General features: G+C 30.5%; 20 protein-coding genes and 1 tRNA gene. 7 read left to right on the top strand and 14 right to left on the bottom strand.

Annotation, left to right across the window (positions count from 1 at the left end; all coding sequences use genetic code 11):
• The first annotated feature begins 35 nt into the window (after nt 1-35).
• Both ACQYZ7_RS12875 and ACQYZ7_RS12870 read left to right on the top strand, forming a co-directional pair.
• Entirely contained in the window at nt 36-2399 is a 2364-nt protein-coding gene (locus ACQYZ7_RS12875; protein ID WP_430730131.1) for a TonB-dependent receptor, read from the top strand.
• A 50-nt stretch (nt 2400-2449) separates the two neighbouring features.
• Complete coding sequence (locus tag ACQYZ7_RS12870; protein ID WP_430730130.1) at nt 2450-3697, top strand: DUF4374 domain-containing protein; 1248 nt, start codon at nt 2450-2452, stop codon at nt 3695-3697.
• Between the two features lie 70 nt (nt 3698-3767).
• On the opposite strand, the gene ACQYZ7_RS12865 is transcribed toward ACQYZ7_RS12870, so the two are convergent.
• From ACQYZ7_RS12865 to ACQYZ7_RS12845, 5 genes are all read right to left on the bottom strand, one after another.
• Complete coding sequence (locus tag ACQYZ7_RS12865) at nt 3768-5453, bottom strand: helix-turn-helix domain-containing protein (RefSeq protein ID WP_430730129.1); 1686 nt, start codon at nt 5451-5453, stop codon at nt 3768-3770.
• A gap of 123 nt (nt 5454-5576) precedes the next feature.
• Complete coding sequence (locus ACQYZ7_RS12860; protein ID WP_430730128.1) at nt 5577-6266, bottom strand: DUF2490 domain-containing protein; 690 nt, start codon at nt 6264-6266, stop codon at nt 5577-5579.
• Nucleotides 6267-6272: 6 nt separating this feature from the next.
• Nucleotides 6273-6905 carry a class I SAM-dependent methyltransferase gene (locus ACQYZ7_RS12855; RefSeq protein ID WP_430730127.1) on the bottom strand — a complete coding sequence of 211 codons (633 nt, stop codon included), beginning with the start codon at nt 6903-6905 and terminating at the stop codon, nt 6273-6275.
• Between the two features lie 83 nt (nt 6906-6988).
• The gene (locus tag ACQYZ7_RS12850) at nt 6989-7852 is read right to left on the bottom strand and encodes a helix-turn-helix domain-containing protein (protein ID WP_430730126.1); all 864 of its coding nucleotides are present in this window, start codon (nt 7850-7852) and stop codon (nt 6989-6991) included.
• A 154-nt stretch (nt 7853-8006) separates the two neighbouring features.
• Nucleotides 8007-8084, bottom strand: a tRNA-Pro gene (locus ACQYZ7_RS12845).
• Nucleotides 8085-8248: 164 nt separating this feature from the next.
• Here ACQYZ7_RS12845 and trxB point away from each other — a divergent pair.
• The 3 genes from trxB to ACQYZ7_RS12830 all read left to right on the top strand — a co-directional run bounded on the left by trxB (nt 8249) and on the right by ACQYZ7_RS12830 (nt 11821).
• The gene (gene trxB / locus ACQYZ7_RS12840) at nt 8249-9187 is read left to right on the top strand and encodes a thioredoxin-disulfide reductase (protein ID WP_430730125.1); all 939 of its coding nucleotides are present in this window, start codon (nt 8249-8251) and stop codon (nt 9185-9187) included.
• Nucleotides 9188-9575: 388 nt separating this feature from the next.
• On the top strand, nt 9576-10802 hold the full coding sequence (locus ACQYZ7_RS12835; protein ID WP_430730124.1) for a hypothetical protein: 1227 nt from the start codon (nt 9576-9578) through the stop codon (nt 10800-10802).
• Between the two features lie 14 nt (nt 10803-10816).
• Complete coding sequence (locus ACQYZ7_RS12830) at nt 10817-11821, top strand: hypothetical protein (protein ID WP_430730123.1); 1005 nt, start codon at nt 10817-10819, stop codon at nt 11819-11821.
• A 65-nt stretch (nt 11822-11886) separates the two neighbouring features.
• Here the strand turns inward: ACQYZ7_RS12830 and ACQYZ7_RS12825 are convergent, their stop codons facing one another.
• The 5 genes from ACQYZ7_RS12825 to ACQYZ7_RS12805 all read right to left on the bottom strand — a co-directional run bounded on the left by ACQYZ7_RS12825 (nt 11887) and on the right by ACQYZ7_RS12805 (nt 14601).
• Entirely contained in the window at nt 11887-12507 is a 621-nt protein-coding gene (locus ACQYZ7_RS12825; RefSeq protein ID WP_430730122.1) for an aspartyl/asparaginyl beta-hydroxylase domain-containing protein, read from the bottom strand.
• Between the two features lie 44 nt (nt 12508-12551).
• On the bottom strand, nt 12552-13013 hold the full coding sequence (locus tag ACQYZ7_RS12820; RefSeq protein ID WP_430730121.1) for a RidA family protein: 462 nt from the start codon (nt 13011-13013) through the stop codon (nt 12552-12554).
• A 107-nt stretch (nt 13014-13120) separates the two neighbouring features.
• Entirely contained in the window at nt 13121-13564 is a 444-nt protein-coding gene (locus ACQYZ7_RS12815; RefSeq protein ID WP_430730120.1) for a GNAT family N-acetyltransferase, read from the bottom strand.
• Nucleotides 13565-13659: 95 nt separating this feature from the next.
• Nucleotides 13660-14070 (bottom strand): DUF1348 family protein, encoded by a 411-nt coding sequence (locus tag ACQYZ7_RS12810; protein WP_430730119.1) that lies wholly within the window; start codon nt 14068-14070, stop codon nt 13660-13662.
• 6 nt (nt 14071-14076) lie between these two features.
• Nucleotides 14077-14601 carry a TetR/AcrR family transcriptional regulator gene (locus tag ACQYZ7_RS12805; RefSeq protein WP_430730118.1) on the bottom strand — a complete coding sequence of 175 codons (525 nt, stop codon included), beginning with the start codon at nt 14599-14601 and terminating at the stop codon, nt 14077-14079.
• Nucleotides 14602-14779: 178 nt separating this feature from the next.
• Here ACQYZ7_RS12805 and ACQYZ7_RS12800 point away from each other — a divergent pair, with 178 nt between their 5' ends.
• The gene (locus ACQYZ7_RS12800) at nt 14780-15535 is read left to right on the top strand and encodes an SDR family oxidoreductase (protein WP_430730117.1); all 756 of its coding nucleotides are present in this window, start codon (nt 14780-14782) and stop codon (nt 15533-15535) included.
• A gap of 79 nt (nt 15536-15614) precedes the next feature.
• The gene (locus ACQYZ7_RS12795) at nt 15615-16196 is read left to right on the top strand and encodes a TetR/AcrR family transcriptional regulator (RefSeq protein WP_430730116.1); all 582 of its coding nucleotides are present in this window, start codon (nt 15615-15617) and stop codon (nt 16194-16196) included.
• A gap of 43 nt (nt 16197-16239) precedes the next feature.
• On the opposite strand, the gene ACQYZ7_RS12790 is transcribed toward ACQYZ7_RS12795, so the two are convergent.
• The 4 genes from ACQYZ7_RS12790 to ACQYZ7_RS12775 are packed head-to-tail and all read right to left on the bottom strand — an operon-like array spanning nt 16240 to nt 19455.
• Nucleotides 16240-17034 (bottom strand): cation transporter, encoded by a 795-nt coding sequence (locus tag ACQYZ7_RS12790; protein ID WP_430730115.1) that lies wholly within the window; start codon nt 17032-17034, stop codon nt 16240-16242.
• A gap of 46 nt (nt 17035-17080) precedes the next feature.
• Nucleotides 17081-18475: a hypothetical protein gene (locus ACQYZ7_RS12785; RefSeq protein WP_430730114.1), complete on the bottom strand. Its 1395-nt coding sequence runs from the start codon at nt 18473-18475 to the stop codon at nt 17081-17083.
• Nucleotides 18476-18518: 43 nt separating this feature from the next.
• Complete coding sequence (locus ACQYZ7_RS12780) at nt 18519-19058, bottom strand: TPM domain-containing protein (RefSeq protein WP_430730113.1); 540 nt, start codon at nt 19056-19058, stop codon at nt 18519-18521.
• A 55-nt stretch (nt 19059-19113) separates the two neighbouring features.
• Nucleotides 19114-19455, bottom strand: coding sequence for a hypothetical protein (locus ACQYZ7_RS12775; RefSeq protein ID WP_430730112.1), 342 nt, complete (start codon nt 19453-19455; stop codon nt 19114-19116).
• Between the last annotated feature and the right edge of the window lie 10 nt (nt 19456-19465).

Here is a 19465-nt window from a genome sequence, read left to right as displayed (position 1 = left end):
GTTTTTAATTTCAATTAAGTCTAAATAAAAATAAAGTGAACACATTTAAAAAAACAATAAGTTTTATAACGATTAACCTTCTATTTTTATTCGTAGGGTATACACAGTCTAAATTATCAGGAACAGTAGTAGATGCGTGGAAAAATCCAATTCCTGGAGCAACAGTTATTATAAAAGAAACTAACAAAGGAGTTTCAACTGATATAAATGGTCATTTCCTTTTTAAGGGTAAACTTAAAGGAAAACATGTACTTAAAGTTTCTTTTGTTGGCTTTAAAACTAAGGAACTATTTTTTAAGATAGAGGAGGGAGAAGAACTAGTATTATCAATACAGTTAGAAGAATCATCAGTAGAGTTGGATGAGGTACTTGTAACTGGAAAGAGTATCGTAAAAAAAGTAAAAGAGAAAGCATATAATGTAGGCGTTGTTGATGCTAAGGAGTTACATCATACCTCTTTAGATTTAGGACATGCATTAGATAGAGTAGCAGGAGTACGCATTAGAGAAAGTGGAGGTGTTGGTTCTCGAATGAATTTTTCACTTAACGGTTTTAGAGGAAATCAAGTCCGATTTTTTATTGATGGGTTGCCCATGGATAGTTTTGGTTCATCTCTACAAATTAATAACATTCCAATAAGTTTAGCAGAACGCATAGAAATATATAAAGGAGTAGTACCTATAGGTTTAGGAGCAGATGCATTGGGAGGAGCTGTAAACATTATAACACAGCAACATAAAAAAAGTCATTTAGAAGCTTCGTATTCTTTTGGTTCGTTTAATACTCATAGATCACATGTAAATGCTGTTTATGTAGCAAAATCAGGGTTTACTGCACAATTAAATGCTTTTCAAAACTATTCTGATAATGATTATAAAGTAAAGGTTGATGTATCTGATTTAAACACCGGAGAATATTTTCCTAATCAAAGAGTAAAACGTTTTAATGATACTTACCATAACGAAGTAGCCATTTTTAATGTAGGTTTTGTAAATACTAAGTTCGCAGATCAACTATTGTTAGGTATAACTTTAGGACAGAGTTATAGAGAAATCCAAACAGGAGCAAGAATGGTAAGTGTGTTTGGAGCTTGGCATACAAGAGGTAATATTATAATGCCTAGTGTAAAGTATAAAAAGAACGACTTTATATTTAAAAACTTAGACTTTAAGTTAACCGCTAATATCAACTTGGGAGAAGAAAAAAATATTGATACGTTGCATAGGCGTTATAATTGGTTTGGAGATTTTAAAGAATATGATGGCCCTGGAGGAGAACGTTCGTATTCTTTATATAAATACAAAAATAACGCAGGTATTACAACAACAAGCTTAAACTATAAGCTAAATAATAAGCATAAAATTACATTTAGTAATACTCTTAATACGTTTGATAGACTGGGGCATAATGAGTTAAATCCAGATAACGAAATTTACGAGCATCCTAAAAAAATGATGAAAAATGTCATGGGGTTTGGCTATGACTTTAAAAGTTCTAATTGGAATACCTCAATCTTTTTTAAAAAATACTATCAAAGAAATAAGTTTGCAGAAGCATATAATCCTAGTGGAAACTACGGAGATGTGGCTTATAGAAATCAAGTTAATAAGTTTAATCATACAGGGTATGGGCTTGCAGCAACATACTTTGTAAATGATGATATACAATTTAAAGCGTCCTATGAAAAAAGTTATCGTTTACCAGAAGCAAATGAACTTTATGGAGACATAATTAATTTAGAAGGAAATTTAAGCTTAAAACCAGAAAGTAGCAATAATTATAATTTAGGAGTTAGTTTTTGGAAGCATACAAATAGTAAACACTCTTTTAACTTCAATACAAGTGGTTTTTATAGAGATGCTAAAGATTTTATTAGACCTACGCTTAATAAAAATCAAAGTAGGCAAGTTATGGATAATTTAGCGAGTGTAACCAACCTAGGTGTAGAAGCAGAAGTAAGGTATAACTTTAATAATCAAGTTTCTTTAGGAGCAAACATAACTTATCAAAATTTAAGGAACAACACAAAATATGAAGACAATCAAACAGAAGTTAGTGTTGTTTACAAAGATCGAGTTCCTAACGAGCCTTATTTATTTGGAAATGCTGACGCGAGCTACACTTTTTCTAATCTATGGAATAAAGAAGACAAATTAAACATAGCCTATAACTTATTATTTGTTCATAATTTCTATTTGTATTGGCCTAGTTTAGGGAGTAATAAGCTAGAAGTTCCTCAACAAATATCACATGATGTAAGTTTTACATACTCATTAAACAAGAAACTACAATTTACTTTAGAATGTAGAAACTTGTTAAATGCTGAGCTTTATGACAATTTTAGTTTACAAAAACCTAGTAGAAACTTTACAGGAAAAATTAAATATACTTTTTTTTAAGAACACATATTTATAGAAGATAATTAAATAACAATTATAAATTAAAACAAATGAATTACAAAAACCTTTATTCAGCTTTATTTATTGCAGCGGCAATTTTTACGTCTTGTAGTGATGATGACACTCCGAAACAAGGAGAAACACCTCAAAAAGGAGCTAAATACTTAATAACAGCAACACCAAAAGCATCAGAAGGAGTTGCAGATTATATACTTACAACAGATAATTTATCCCAAGGAAAAATTAGTACAGTAGGGAATGGTATTGAGCAAGATGGAACGTATCGTTATTATGTAACCAGTAATAATAAATTTTTTAGTTTATTATATGGACAAGGAAATCCAGGAGCAGTAACAACATACCAGTTAAATAATAAAGGAACATTAGATAAACTGTCTAATTTTCAGTCAGAAACTGTACAAGCATTTACTCCAGTTAAAGACGATTTACTTTTAATGAAAATATCAAGAAGTTCTGATTCACCTATTGCTTCTTGGTATCGTCTTGATACAAGAACATCACAATTTGTAGCCGAAGGACAAATTAATACCAAAGATTTAGCAAATAAAGAAAATGGAGAGTTAGCTTTCTTTACTTGGATAACTCAAGTAGGTGATTATGTGTACCTACCTTATTTTACAGTTAAAGGAAATTCTACAGATAGATTCGGAACAGCTTATCCTAATGAAGCTAATATTGCAGTGTATTCTTATCCAGAAATGGAGTATGTAAAAACGATTCATGATGATAGAACAAGTCATATTGGACGCTATTTTAACAATGGTTTGTCTGTAGATGAAAAAGGAGACGCTTATGCTTTTTCTTCTTCTATAGCAACAACTAACGGAGAAATAACATCTACAAAGCCATCAGCAATAACAAGAATTAAAAAAGGAGAAACAGCGTTTGACCAAACTTTTTATTATAACATTGAAGAAGCTTCAAGTAATAGATATGTTACTTCTCACTTATACTTAGGAAATGGTAAATTCTTGGTAAATTTACACGATACAGCTTCAAAAGGTACATATAGTTCTGGAAAAGATTTGGCAATTGTAGATGTATATGCTAAAACGTTAACAGACGTAACAGGACTTCCTATAAAAGAAGATATAGAAAGTATTGCATCAAAAGGGCATTATGTATCTAAAGCAGAAGGAATAGTTTATATTGGTATAACAACAAAAACTGGAAGTTATGTCTACAATATAGATGCAACAACTGCAAAAGCTACACAAGGAATTGAAGTAGAAGGAGGAACGATTACTGCTATAAGTAAGCTTAATCCTGTAAAGTAAAAAAGAAACATATCAGAACAGAAATCTTGGAATCATCTGATTCCAAGTTTTTTTTATAAAGTTAAAACAGTTAAACAGCCAGTGCGCTTAATTGTTTCTTTCGGAATTCAGATGGTGTAAACCCAGTATGGTTTTTAAAAACACGGTTAAAAGAGGTTTTACTTTTAAAACCAGCTTCGTAGGCAATTGCTAAGATTTTATAATTTTTATAATTAGGGTCTTTCATTATTCTCTGCGCATCATTTACTCTATATAGGTTGATGAACTGATAAAAGTTTTGATCAAAACAAAGATTTAAAACTTCAGAAAGGTGGTGTTTGCTCATAGAGAGCTGAGAAGCTAGTTCTGATTGATTAATTTCAAAATCAAGATAAGGCTTTTTTGTCTCCATATAATCAAGAATCATTTTCATGTAGTAATTCTTATCCTTTTCTGTTAAAGAAGAGTTTTTGTACTGTACAGCTTTAGAATTTTGTTCCTTTTTTGCAGTAGCAAGCTCTATCATTTTAGCCTTTAATGCTTTGTTTTCATTTTGAAGTAAAGAATTTGTTTTTTTAAACAGTTCACGGTCACTTTCAATAGTTTTCTTTTTACGAATATAAAAGAAGAGTAATCCTCCTAAAAAAATAATTGAAACTCCGCCACCAATAAGTAAATTACTTTTCTTATTATCTATAGAGGTTAAAGAGTGTAATTTAGATTCAATGTTTTGTTTTTCTGTATCAGAATCATGTTTTAAATCAAGAAGAGCAGCATTCGATTGCTCTTTTAACAAAACTTTCATTAACTCAGAATAGCTTTCTTGTTCTTTTTGAGAATTTTTAAAGTCACCTAATAATTTATAAGCTTTGGCTAAGTGTGAATGAGCTTCTTTTTTAAGCTCAAGATCTTTTCTGTTAGAAGCCATTACTAAAACTTCTTTTAATAATGGTATAGCTTTTTTAGGTTCTTCTTTCTTAATATAAGACATTCCTAAATTAAGTAGTGAAACAGGTCTTTTAGAAACTCTGTTTTTTTTAGAATAAGCCAAAGATTCATTAGCTGTTTTTATAACTTTATTCCACTTTTCTTGCTGAAAATAAGAATACCCAATATTGTCAAACGCAGTGTTAACAGCTTGGATATTGTTCATGCTTTCAGCTAAGTATTTCATTTTATATAAATAAGCTAAAGCTTTTTCGTAATCTTTTTTTTCGGTATAGCTATTGCCTAACCCATTATAAGCAGCCAGTTTAATAATATTGGGCACATTATTTTTTTCAGTTAAAGCAAGTACTTTTTCCATATAAGTAATTACTTTATCAGGTTTGTTTATTTGACTGTAAACACTAGCAAGATTAACTAAAATATTAATTTCTGTTATTTCGCTGTTAAAATTTGTCATGTTAAACTCAAGAGCGTTATGGAATTTTTCAAGAGCTTTTTCATAGGCATCCGTAACATTATAGTAGATACCGTGGTTTATAATAGATTTTATTTCTAACTCTTTTAGTTCAAATTTTTGAGTAATTAATAAAACAGAATCATTATACTTTTTAAAAGAATCAAAATTTGCTTCGTTGTAGGCTCTTTGCGAAAGATTAAGGAGATCTTTACATTTTTTTTTAGCTAAACTAACACTTGTAATGTCTTTGTTATATGAAGATTGTTTTTTTTGAGCTTGAGTTAGAAGTGTAAAGAATAAAAAACAACAAAAAATAAAACTAGAAATGGTTTTGATTATGAGTGATTTGAGTGTGTGTATGTTAGTTGTCATACTAATTAGGTATTCTTATTAGCACTATTTCTAGTGAGTAATGTTAATAGAAAGCAAACCACAAATGTAAGATGTTTGTAGTGATTTTTCTAAAAATTATACTAAACTAAACCGTTTCTTTTTCTATCTAAAATCAATTTTGTGAGATAGTTTTACCATTAAAGTATGGTCGTTTTCAATCCGATTATCTTTTATTATTATGTATTGATTCATGTACCCTAAACTTAACGTAAAAGCGTTATTTATAGGGATATCAAAAGCTCCATAAATTCTATTCTGTCCAAAATGATTATTATTAGCATACTTATCAATATCTAAAAAGACCTGATTCGAAAGTGATAGCCCTAATTTAGTTTCACCTTTTTTAGATTGTATTAAAGGTATTTTTGCTCCTAAAATTAATCGCAATCGATGTCTTATTCGATCTTTCATAATTCGTTGCTCTAATAACATTCCATAATTAACAGCTACAGTTTTAATTTTATTTTTTAGATTAAAGTATTCATAGATTCTGTGTTCTGTTCTTTTTTCAGAAACAGGGTGTGCTCCATAAGGAAAGAGCACTACCCATTCATATCCAACACCGAAGCTTACATTTTTTAAATAATCATAACTTGTTCCCAATCTTAATTTTGATTGTTGCCAGTTCTTAACAAAATTATGTCTACTCCAAGAGTATAAAGTTTCAATATTAAATTTTTCAGTTAATCGATACTTTCCAGAGTAATACCACCATGAATTAAACTGATCGACTTTTTGAGCACTAACATTAAAAAATGTAAAAACCAATACTACAATTAGTATTTTCTTCATTTTCAACTAGATCTTTTTACCGATAAAACGGATTACACTCCCTTTCCCATTGTGACAAGCACCTTCATTTAAAAAAACTTCTTTTTCTTCTAAAACTTGAATTTCAAGTCCAGAAAAATCTTGTTGTATTTGTTCTATAGAAAATAACATATCTATGTCTTTTGGACCACCTATTTTTTGATTGTCTTTTTGATAATCAAGATGATTCTTACTAAATGCTTCGAATATGATGTATCCTCCAGGTTTAAGAAGTGTGGTTAATTTTTGATGAATGATAGAAATTTTCCAGGCAGAAAAATGCGCATATACTAAAGCGATGGCATCAAAAGACTCTTTTGTAAATTCAAGGTTTTGTATGTCGCCTACAACATACTTTAGAGTCACACCTGATTCGTTTGCTAGTTTTTGAGCTTTACTTTTTCCTTCACTACTTAAATCAGTAGCAGTAACATCCCAGCCCAATTTGGAAGCATATACACCGTTTCTACCTTCTCCATCAGCAGGTAATAGAATTGTTCCTTTTTTTAATTTTTGAAGCTCTTCTTTAAAAAATAAGTTGGGCTCTTTACCATAAGCAAAATCTAGGTTTTGATATCTTTCATCCCAAAACGCTGTATATTTTATATCGCTTTTTTTCATCATATTTTGGTTTAATTTATATGACGTAAAAGTATATTGGGTTTAAAATTTTATGATAGGATAAATGTAAAGTAGTATTGTACTTATTTCAGCTTTTTTCTATATGCTTCAGGAGAATAACCTGTATGTTTTTTAAAAAATCTAATGAAATAAGAAACATCTTCATATCCCAAATGATATGCTATTTGATTTACTTGATTAGACGTTGCTAAAAGATATCTTTTAGAGTCTAATATAATCTGTTCATTAATAAGTTCTGATGCTGTCTTTCCTAAAGTTTGTTTTGTTATTGCATTTAGCTGATAATTAGAAAGGTTCAATATGTTGGCATATTGAGACACTTTTTTTTTGCTAGTAATATTGGTTTCTAATAAGTGTAAAAACTTTTCAAGGCGCTCTTGAACATATAAATCTTTAGTATTAGAGGTTTTATTACCAGTATTTCTTAACCTCATTAATTCTATAAAAAGAATACGAAGATTAGATTCTATAACCCCTTTATATGCCTCTGCTTTATTTTTATACTCTGTAAAAATAGATGTAAATAAAAGGTTTAACCTTAAAAAGAGATCTTCTTCTAATTGATAATAATTTGTAGCACTTACTTTTTGCAATAATAAACTTATTTCTTTTTCAATAGGATAATAAAATTCAGCATTAAATTGAATCATAAAGCCTTCACTATTACTTTTTAACTCTAACTTGTGTACTTGACCAGGACGAACTATAAAAACAGTATAATCACTAACTTCATAATTAACAAAGTCTATTTCATGGCTTCCAGTCCCTTTTTTTAATGCCAAAAAGAAGAAGAAATTATGTCTGTGAAGTTCATGAATCATATCTTTTCCATTAAGAAGTTCCTGAAGGCTTTTAATCATAAAACTACCAGATAAGGATGGTTCTTTTTGTGAAGCTTTTAGATGTCTTATAGGTATAGTTTTCATGAGAATAGAATAAACTAAAGCAAAACAAATTTAATTAGAAAAAAAGTAAGGAAGATATGTTTTTATTAATTTGATAAAAGACTTCATAAGTTTAGATAGGTAGGAATTTTTTAAAAAACAAAAACCTGTAAATCGGATGATTTACAGGTTTTTTTGGTCGGGGTGGCAGGATTCGAACCTGCGACCTCCTGCTCCCAAAGCAGGCGCGATGACCGGGCTACGCTACACCCCGTTTTTAATTGGGACTGCAAATGTAGAAAAAAAAATTAAACAACAAATAAAAAAACAAATATTTATTCAATAATCTGACTTTATAAGACGATAGTTAAAATATATTTAAAAGCAGATAATAGAAGTAAAAAAAAATTACATTTGTAACTTCAAAAATTCAAGATAATGGCAGAAAAAATTAAATGTTTGATTATTGGGTCTGGTCCAGCAGGTTACACAGCGGCAATATATGCAGCAAGAGCAGATATGAAACCAGTTATGTACACAGGAATGCAAATGGGAGGGCAATTAACAACAACTACAGAAGTTGATAATTTCCCAGGATATCCGAAAGGAACTGATGGTACAGCAATGATGGAAGATTTAAAAAGTCAAGCAGAGCGTTTTGGAACTGATGTTCGTTTTGGTATGGCAACAAAGGTTGAGTTTTCTGATAAAGAAGGGGAAGCTCATAAAGTAATTGTAGATGAGTCAACTGAGATTGAAGCACAAACTGTCATTATTTCTACAGGAGCAACTGCTAAATATTTAGGGATAGAAAGCGAACAACGTTTAATAGGTGGAGGAGTTTCTGCCTGTGCTACTTGTGATGGATTCTTTTATAAAGGGCAAGATGTTGTAGTAGTTGGAGCCGGAGATACCGCTGCTGAAGAAGCAACATATTTAGCTAATATTTGTAGTAAAGTTACTATGTTGGTGCGTAAAGATTATATGCGTGCTTCAAAGGCGATGCAACATCGCGTAAACAAAACTGAAAACATCACTGTTTTATACAATACTGAAATTGATGAGGTATTAGGTGAAAATGTTGTTGAAGGAGTTCGTGCTGTGAATAATAAAACAGGAGAGAAAACTGAAATTCCAGTAACAGGAGTATTTATTGCTATCGGACATAAACCTAACACCGAATTATTTAAAGGAGTGTTAGATATGGATGATACAGGATACTTAATTACTAAAGGAAAAACTACTAAAACAAATTTACCAGGGGTTTTTGCTGCAGGTGATGTGCAAGATAAAGAGTATCGACAAGCAGTAACAGCAGCTGGTACAGGATGTATGGCAGCTTTAGATGCTGAGCGTTATATAGGAGCGTTGGAATAAAAAACTAAAAAATAAATATATAAGAGCTCTTGATAAGAGCTCTTTTTTTGTATGAAAAAGATATTACTTATTTTTCGATTAGGAAATTACAATAATGATGTATTCTTTTAGTCAAGGATAAGGCACTAATATAGAGGTAGAGGTTAAACTATAGTTTTATTGTTTTACGAGAACTTTAGCTTTTATCGAGTATAATAGATTTTACCTTGAATTTTTCAATAAAAAATTAAAAGAGCAGTTATGATTATGTCGTATTTGACTATAGAATTTTTTTAATCATTTAGTTTTATAAAATCATGCCTTTTAGTTTTCTAAGCCAAAAGACATGGGAGTTTTTAAGAAGTTATTTCTTAAAAAAAATAAAATGTAACCCTTTAAATAAATATAGATGAAAAGAAACAAGTATTTTTTCACCCCCCTAATTTTGTTAGCACTTATTATTCATGGGTGTAGCGAAAAAGAAAATTTAGACGATCTCTACCAGCCTGATTATCGTCCTAGTATTGATGTAGCTAATTTGTCTGCTGAAAATAAGCCAATGACAATGTTTGAAGATGCTGAAGACCCAGAACGAATGTACGATAAGTCAGATCGTTGGTTTAAATTAAATGAATTGGTACAGGTAGTCTTAAAAGGTAAGGATTCAGTACAGGTTTCATTGTATTCTCCCGTTGGATTAAATGATGTTAAAATTTATGGTAAACTACCAAATTATGACAAACGTTTTGTGTTATACCATTTCACAAACATACCTGCATTTCACCGTTCATTTCATAAAATTCCTTTAACTGAAGGAAAGTTTGATTATGAATTAGAAAATGGTAAACCAGTTACAATAGATAAAATTGAAGGTTTTTCATCAGGTGCTATAAAGTTTTCTGTAGAATCAGAAGATCCTCTTTTTCAAAAATTCAAAAAAATTAAATCATCTCATCTTGTTCAATTTAACGATGGTTACCACATTAATGAATATGGAAAGTATTTACCTATGAATCCTGTGTTGGCAAAAGAAGCAATAACAATGATAATTAATTATTCATATGCTTTAAGTCACCCTATTTACTATGATACATTCATCAATTTTGATGACTACAAAAAAGATCAGGCTAATCTTGCCGGTACTTCTATAGATGGAGCAAAAGATTGGCATGGGAATGAAGAGGATTCAGATGGTAACTATGATTATTTTACAAAAGATGAAATTGAAAAAATATATGGAGATTATCTCGACGGTCGAACGCTTTATATGGCAATGGTTGGAGGAAGCTCTGCATGGGGTGGAGGACCATTAGCTTCGCAGTGGGAGTCCAGCTATGTAACTGGGCATTGGCTTGGTAACATGTCTGTTTGGTCACATGAATACTCTCATCACATTGGATATAGTCATAGTAGCAACTTAGCCAATAGTGGTGAAGGAGGCGGACAGCAAGAAATGCTGACTCAGCTTTACAAGTATTTGATTTATTTAGAAGATCTTCCTTTTATAAATCCAGAAATATTAAATAGTTGGACAAAAACGGAATATTTGAATGATACTTACGAAAAACCAGTATTTAAAATTAAAGATAATAACCCGTTTTTATTAAAATATAAAGGAGAAGGAAAATGGAATTAAAAAATATAATAAATATGAAGAAGTTACTTTTATTAATGTTAACTCTTTGTATATTTTACAGTTGTAGTAAAGATGATAACGAATACATACCGGATGATTATACATATTACTATCCTACAGATTCAAGTGAACTAACAGCTAATTTAATCGGAGACGGTACAGGTACATTTGATCCGAGTGGTATAGCTATTTCTAATGATAAACTATATGTATGTAATGGAAACGTATTAGAAATTTTTGATGCATTGTCTCTTGAACATATCCAAACGATTACACACTTTAAAAAAGGAGATACTTCTATAGAGTTATCTTCTTTGTCATCAATAAGTATTGATGCTGGACGTATTTATATCGGTAGTAGAGAGTCTAGACTATTTGTATTTGATGAATCTACAACTGAAGGAATCACTGCAGTAGGTAACGGTCAATGGTGGCAAACCTTTGTTCATGTTTTTGGTGTAGTTGTAAAAGACGATTTAGTATTTGTTAAAGAGAAAAATAATATTATAAAAGTATTTGAAACTTCTCAAATTAATGAAACTAGCGACTGGGATTTACCTCCATACGCTCAATTAAATACCTTGAATGGTTACACAGAAGTTTATTCAATGGATGTGGTATCTGGAAATTTAATTGTGGCAGGTAGAGATGCAAAAGGATACCTGTATTACAATATTAAGAATATTATAAATAAGGCAGAAAGCTCTTTAGTAACTCCTATTGAACCAACTAAAGGAACGTTTCTTAGCATAAAACCAACTTCAATTATTTTTAATAACGATTGGGCTATTACGTCTGAAAGTATGAGAGATACAAACTATTTACGCATTTACCCAAAAGATGAATTTGTTAGAAAGAAATACAATCCAATTATAGATGTTTCAGATATTATGGGGAGTAATTCATTTGGAAGCATTGTAAGTGTAGCTCATTTAAACAATTTACTTTTTTTATCAGATAGTTCGAATAAAAAAATAAGAGTAATAAAAATAAATGAATCTACAATTACCGAACAATAATGTTAGTATAAACAAAAGAAATTATACTATAAAAAAGGGTACGTATCAGCGTACCCTTTTTGCTTTTAAGTAGAACTTTGTTCACTTTCTTTAATAATTTTTCGAATCCAGTCGTTAGGAATCATATCTATGGTAAGATTTATACGCTCTTCATCACCGTTGTTTATGACTTTATGCGGATCCGTAAGTCTCATATACCAACATTCTCCTGATTCCATTAATACAGGAGTATCACTTAAATAAAAAGTTACATTTTCATTGTTAAGAATAGGAACGGTAAGACGAATCACTGATTTTTCAATCTCTAAACCTAAAGTAGGGTCGGTGTGTTCCTTTACTACAGATTGAGGAGCCAATCTTAGTAATCGAACTAAGGTAACGGTAGTGTTTTCTTTAAAAAAATCGACTACACTGGTTAGGTATGGAGATTTCTTAAGCGAAGCAGTATCTAACCAATTTGTCCAAGAACCATCAGCATAATCATTGGCAGGAGGGGGAAAAGGTAACGAGGTATCTACTAAATGCGCGGGTGATCGTAAAGGAATTACATTGTAGTATTCAAAGTTGTCTAACTGTAAAGCTTTCGCTTCTTTAAGCATTTTAGCGGTCTCAAAATTAAAAGGGAGTTTAATTCGATCGCTAAACATATCATTCTTTGGTGTGGTAGTAGTGTCTGATGTTTGCATAACAATGAATTTATTAAAGTTTTTAGGTTAGTAATTGTATGTTGTTAGCTTTTACTTATGGTAAATGTAGCTGTTAGTCCAACACTAAAGTTTCTAGGTAATTTATGCACGCCAAAAATAGCTCTTGAATGCACTCCTTTATCTTCTAGTATTTTTACAAATAAGTCGGAAGCTTCATTAACTACTTCAGGAGAATCATCCCAATCATCAGTAGATTGGAAGTACGCATCAATATGGTTCAGCCCAATTATATTTTCAAACCCAATTTTATTATCCACTTGCGCTAAAACATTCAAAGCACATAGTTCCATTGCTTTGTAACCTTCTTCTGTTGAAATTTCATTGCCTAATCTACCTTGATATAAGTATTTATTATTCAAAATAGGAAATTGAATAGCAACATAGGCTATATTCTCTTGTACGTTAACCGATACATAGCTTCCACCTGGTATTGAAACGTTAGGTAATATATAATTATGTTTTTCTAAATTTTTTTTTGGAGCCATTTTTTATTTTTAAAGATACATATTTTTTAACAAGATTAAAGCAAACTAAAAGTAAGTATCGTTTAATCTTTGACTATCGGATGTATAAACAGTAGGTACTATTTGGTCTACATTAATTTTAATTGCATGTGTAAAATAGGATAGGGTTTACCAGAGGCGTCCACGTCAGAACGTTTTATAGTTTCAAAACCAAAATGTTTGTAAAATCCTATAGCTTGTTCATTCTGTTCATTTACATCTACTTTGTTTACATTCAATTTATCAAGTGAGTATTCTAATAAGGTTTTTCCCACTTTTTTTCCACGATATTCAGGGTGAATAAAAAGCATTTCTAAATTTTGTTCAGCAGTACCTAAAAAACCTACTATTTTTTCGTTGACTTTAATACATTTTAATTCTACAGCATCCAAATATGTATTCAAAATAAGAGGTCTAAAATAAGCAATGTCTTCTTCTTTTAAAAAATGATGTGTCGCCCTAACGGAAGCTTCCCATAAGTCAACTACTTCTTGATATTCAGTTTTGTTTATAGTATCTATTTTATAATTCACTTTTTCAATTTTTACTCAAGCTATAAAAATACAAAAAGCGACTTTGATGATTTATCAGAGTCGCCGTTATTTTTTTGCTAAAAAAGATGATTCTTTTAAAGATACCTATCAACTTTCTCTATTTCAAGGTCGTTAATACTAGCATATCTTTTCTTCATTTGCCCATTATTGTCAAACTCCCAATTTTCGTTACCGTAAGCTCTAAACCATTTGCCTTCTTTGTTTTTGTATTCATATTCAAATCGTACAGCAATTCTGTTTTCACTATGTGCCCAATATTCTTTTTTTAGCTTGTAATTAAATTCATTTTGCCATTTTTTACTCAGGAAATTAACGATTTCTTCTCTACCATTAACAAAGGTGTCTCTATTTCTCCATTCACTATCAATAGTGTAAGCTAACGCTATCTTTTCTGGATTTTGAGAGTTCCAAGCATCTTCAGCCAGTTGAATTTTTTCCTTTGCAGTTTCGAGAGTAAAAGGAGGGAGTGGATGTTTTTGTTCCATACTATTTTATATTAAGTTTTTTATAATTTCTTTTGATTTGTGTACTATTTCGTTTGACTTAAAGAGCTGACTTTCTATAATGGCACTTTCAAAAAGCAGATAAATATGTGTAGCAAGTAATTCGTTCTCTACTAATTCTTGAAAAAAATTATTTAATTCTTTTTTATGTGATTGAATTACTATCAGAATAGTTTCCTGCTCTTTAGAAATTTCTGATAAAATATTTAAAAAGCTACAACCTCTAAAACTCTCTTTTGTATTCATATGAATTACAAAATCGAAAGCAAGTAGTATTCTGTCTTTTGAATTTTTGCTTTTTGAAGTAAACTTAAAGAGTTCTTTAAACCAAAACTCATGCCTGTTGTTTAAAAAATCAATACATAAGGCATCCTTTGATTTAAAGTGCTGATAAAAACTAGCTTTAGCAACTTTAGCCTCTCTAATAACTTGGTTAATACCAGTACTGTTATAGCCTTGTTGATGAAATAAATGCGCGACTGTTTCTAAAATACGTTCTCTAGGACTACTCATGTTCTTAATTTTTGTCAAAGTTACATAGTTTAAAAAGAACAGATAAGTCTGTTCGGTGTTTTAACATTTTATCTGTTGAGGATAAATTTATATTTTATTTGGAACAATCGTTCTATTATACGTATGTTTGTAAACGGAACGATTGTTCCAAAAAAATATTAACTAAAAAATAAAAACAATGAGTACGTTAAAAGGAAAAATAGCTGTTGTAACCGGAGGTAATAGCGGAATTGGATTTGCATCTGCCCAAGAATTAAAAAATCAAGGAGCAACAGTTATTATTATAGGAAGAAACCCTGAAAAAGTTGAAGAAGCATCACAAAAACTAGGAGTAAAAGGAATCGTTGCAGATGTTAAGAGTATTTCTGCTATCGAGAATTTAGTAGAGGAGGTTAAGAGTAACTTCAATAAAGTTGATATATTATTTGTAAATGCAGGTATTTTTCAACCAGCTCCAGTAGGTAGTATAAGCGAAGAAATGTTTGATCATCAAATGGCGATTAACTTTAAAGGGGCTGTATTTACTACTGAAAAGTTCTTGCCAATTTTAAATGAGGGAGCATCAATTATAAACTTATCATCTATAAATGCTTATACCGGAATGCCAAATACAGCTGTTTATGCAGCATCAAAAGCAGCACTTAACTCTTATACTAGAACTGCAGCAACCGAATTAGCCCAGAGAAAAATAAGAATTAACTCAGTAAACCCTGGTCCAGTTTCTACACCAATTTTTGAAAAAACAGGAATGGAAGAAGAGCAAATACAAGGTCTTGCTCAGGCCATAGAAAATCGTATTCCTTTAAAACGATTTGGACGACCAGAAGAAGTGGCAAAGCTTGTATCGTTTTTAGCGTCAGATAATGCTTCATTTATCACAGGAAGTGAGTATAATATTGATGGTGGAATAAATATTAACCCGCTATTGAGTTAAATTTTTTTAAATATATTTGGAATGAAAGTTCCAATAAGCTAATTTTGTGGAAGTGTAAATCGCTTCCACAATTTTTTATATGCCAAGAGTTAAATCATTTGATGAAAAAGAAGTACTAACCAAAGCAATGTGTTTGTTTTGGAAACAAGGTTATTCTGCTACTTCTGTTCAAGATTTGGTTTGTCACTTAGGAATTAATAGAGCGAGTTTGTACGACACTTTTGGAGACAAAGAACAGCTATTTAAAAAATCTTTTGAGCTTTACAGAACTATAACAAAAGAGTGGTTAATACAGTTTTTTGAAAATCATCCAGATGTAAAAGAAGGGTTTTCTGCTCTTTTTAATAAAGCTATAGAAGAAGCTATTGTTGATGAAGATAAAAAAGGATGTTTTGTGGTAAATGCTACAACAGAACTTATTCCAAATGATGAAAGTTTGCAGAAAGTACTAATAGAAAATAAATGCGATTTCCAAAACTTATTTTACGAGTATTTGAAAGCAGGTAAACAAAGAGGTCAATTAAAGAACAGTCAAGACTTAAAAGCGATAGCTACTTTTCTTTACACACTTTACAACGGAATTCGAGTTGTTTCTAAAGTAGAACCTAATAAAAAAGAATTAACAACCTCTATAAATATTGCTTTGTCTTTGTTGAGTTAACTAATATGAGAGTGTGTTTTTAAATAATTAAGATGAACACTTTTTATTTACTTAATTTCAAAATTCGTAAAGCACCTTGAATTACTAAAACAAAAACAATTGTTCCGATAATCAAATCAGGTTTATTAGAACTTAACCAATTCACTAAAACTCCAGCGGTTATTACTCCTAAATTTATAACTATGTCGTTTGAGGTAAAAATCATACTGGCTTTCATATGTGCCTCTTCTTTACTCTTTGACTTTTGTAAAATGTAAAGACAAACTCCATTTGCTATAAGTGCAAAAACTGAAACGATTATCATTGTTGAAAAATTAGGAAGTTTTTCAGCTCCAAAAAATCTTCTTAAAACTTCAATAAATCCAAGTAAAGCAAGAGTTATTTGAAAATATCCAGCAAGTTTTGCAATTCGTTTCTTTCTAGTTAAAGTTCCGCCAACAGCAAAAAGACTAATTCCATAAACAAAACTGTCTGCAAGCATATCTAGGCTATCAGCAACTAGTCCCATTGATTTTGAAATAAGTCCCGTTGTCATTTCAACAATAAAAAAAACAAAATTTATTCCGAGTACAGCCCAAAGTAATTTCTTCTGATTGGTGTTTTCTTTGAAGTCAGTTTGATCGGTTTTCTCTGTTGAAATTTTCTTTCCACCCAAGTTAAGTTCAATAACTGATTTTTCTATTAATTCAGCTTCTCCGCTGTGAAAAATAGTTAATTTTCTGTTCGGAATATCAAAGTTTAAATTCGCAATACTAGAAATCCCGTCTAACTTCATTCGGATTAAACTTTCCTCGGACGGACAGTCCATTTTGGTTATTTCAAAGATAGTTTTATACATTGAATTTCTTTGTTTAGGCTTATAAAGGTACTTGAAATTATATGCTTTAATTTTTTAAGGGCTTTTGCCACTTGTGCCAAACACTACTCAAATCAACGCCTGTATATTCAGACATAATAGCTTCAATTTCATCATATTTAAAAGCTTTGTTATTTTCTTCTGTCCATTTTAACAAGCCAAGAATTGCATCTCTAAATGATTTTTGTCCGTTTGTTTCTTTTTGAATTAAATGATCTAAATCATGAGCTAATAAAGCACCTCTTGAAAATAGGTTTTTACCAATTCTAAAATCCAAAGAATATTGTGTAGATCCTAATACTGACAATTCTTTTAATGATTTATCTTGAATGTATTTGGGAGCTTGATTAATTGTTCTTTTAAAGAATTGTAAAACGGCTTTGTTGTCCAATATATGATAGTAGGAAATATACCAGATAAAGCCTTCATTTAACCAAATAGTTTCAATTATTGGAGCTGTTTGCCATTCAAAGGGTTTGTATCCTGTTCCAAAAGATCGTAAAGGAAGCCATGAATGCGCCATATGGTGTATTATGCCTCCAATAGCTTTGTCATTAGGCTCCAAAATAGCTTTAGAAACATTTAAACTGGAAGTCATACTGTTTAAGTGTTCCATAGAAAATCCATAGTTATGCATCTCTGAAACAGGATTTAGGAATTCATAACACAAGGTATAATGTGGCATTGGTACATATCCAAAATACTCTGTTAGTTTCTTAAGAGATAACAAACCTCTTCTTCCAATTTCTTCAATATTGATAGTAGTTTCAGAATAGACAGCAACAAACAAAGGGATTTTAGAATCACTTACTTGATATACTTGAACAGCATCTCCTAATAATAATTGGGAGTCAGCCAATAAAGCAAAATTATCTACCTTGTAAAGTTCTGTGCCTTTGTTTCTTTGAACAGATGGCTTTAAGGTGCTAAAAATAGACCAGTCTTTATGTGTATGTACCTTTAAAACAATTGACTCATTTTCAAATCCTTCAATAAACCCAAAAACAGCATAACCTAATATACCGAGATAGTTGTCTCTTATTTTAGAACTAGCAAAACTCCCTAATAAGGTCATTTCCATTTTGTTTATATCTACTTCATAGCTTATTTTTTTAAGTACCTCATTTTTTTCTTTGAAGAAGAAAAACGAGCCGTCTCCAACAACGCCTTTCAAAATTTTGCCAGAAGTAGTATAACCATTAACATTACTTATAAAAGCGATATAGTTGGTTAGTTCATACGTTCCAGGCGCACTTCTTGGAATTACTAATTTTAAAGTATCTGTGCTAGTAGTATCAAAAGCTAACTCAATGGTAATTTTCTTTGAATTTGGTGTATGATTAAGAGTATACGATATTGTGTTTTGCGCAAACGAAACATTAAGGCAGATAAACATAAAAATCAGTAGCACAGTGTTTTTCATTTCTTAATGCTTTGTAATGATAAGGAATGGATTGAATATCTTTTTATTCCCATTTTGATATTAACTCAGTTATTCCTTTTTCAATACCAAGGTAATACTCTCCTTTTTTAAACTCAGGGATAATTGTTTTCTCAATTACTTCTTCACAAATTTTGTTTGTTAAAATTTGTTCTGTTCCTATGCCTGTTGCAATTGTTATTTGCTTACAAGGTTTACATAAAACTATTGTTAATCCGTTATTTTTTTCTTTTGTTTCAACTCCCCATTTATTACCTAAATCGGTAGCATACCTATGAATATTTTGGTAAGGTGTTATACTGTTAATTGTAACGACTACAATTTGTCTTGTAGTTTCAATATCATAGTCGTAGAGAGTTTTTGATAATTTATTTCGCTGAGGTTCCGTAAAAATTAGCTCATAATCATTTACAATTCCTAAGGGTTTAGGAAAAACATTTTTTTTAATCTCAGAAGAGACAGTTTCAGACGTTACCTTTTTTAATTTAGTTTCTTGAGCTGAACCTTTGCAGGAGAACAAGTTAAATATTAAGGCTAGAATAATTATTTGAAAGGAAAGTTTCATTTTTTGATATAATGATTAAATACGAATAAAACGGGTTATAAAGATTCAACAAACTTTATTCTACCCAGTCTAAAACAAGTTCAGGCATTTTAAAGCTTTCAGTTAAATCTATTTTTTGAGTTTTCTCAACATTTGCTTTAAACCATTCTGAAAACTCGGAAGTATCTTCTTTAAAGAGTTCCATAAAATTATCATTAACAGCCTCAGTGTATACTAATACCTCGTAGCTATCTTTTTTCTCTTTTAAAAACCATAACTCTTTAGTAACACCAATTCTTTTATGCATTTTTGTAAACTCCTCGTTTTTTTCTCCGTTTACTTTTTGAGCAAAACTTTTCCATTCATCAATTTTTTCTTTCAGTATTGGAAAGCTATACATGTACTTTTTTACTTTCATAAAATATTAG

The sequence above is a fragment of the Tenacibaculum sp. SDUM215027 genome (assembly GCF_050566205.1).
Taxonomy (GTDB): Bacteria; Bacteroidota; Bacteroidia; order Flavobacteriales; family Flavobacteriaceae; genus Polaribacter.
The sequence above is the reverse complement of the archived record's forward strand: the minus strand, read 5'-3'. Positions and strand labels throughout refer to the sequence as shown.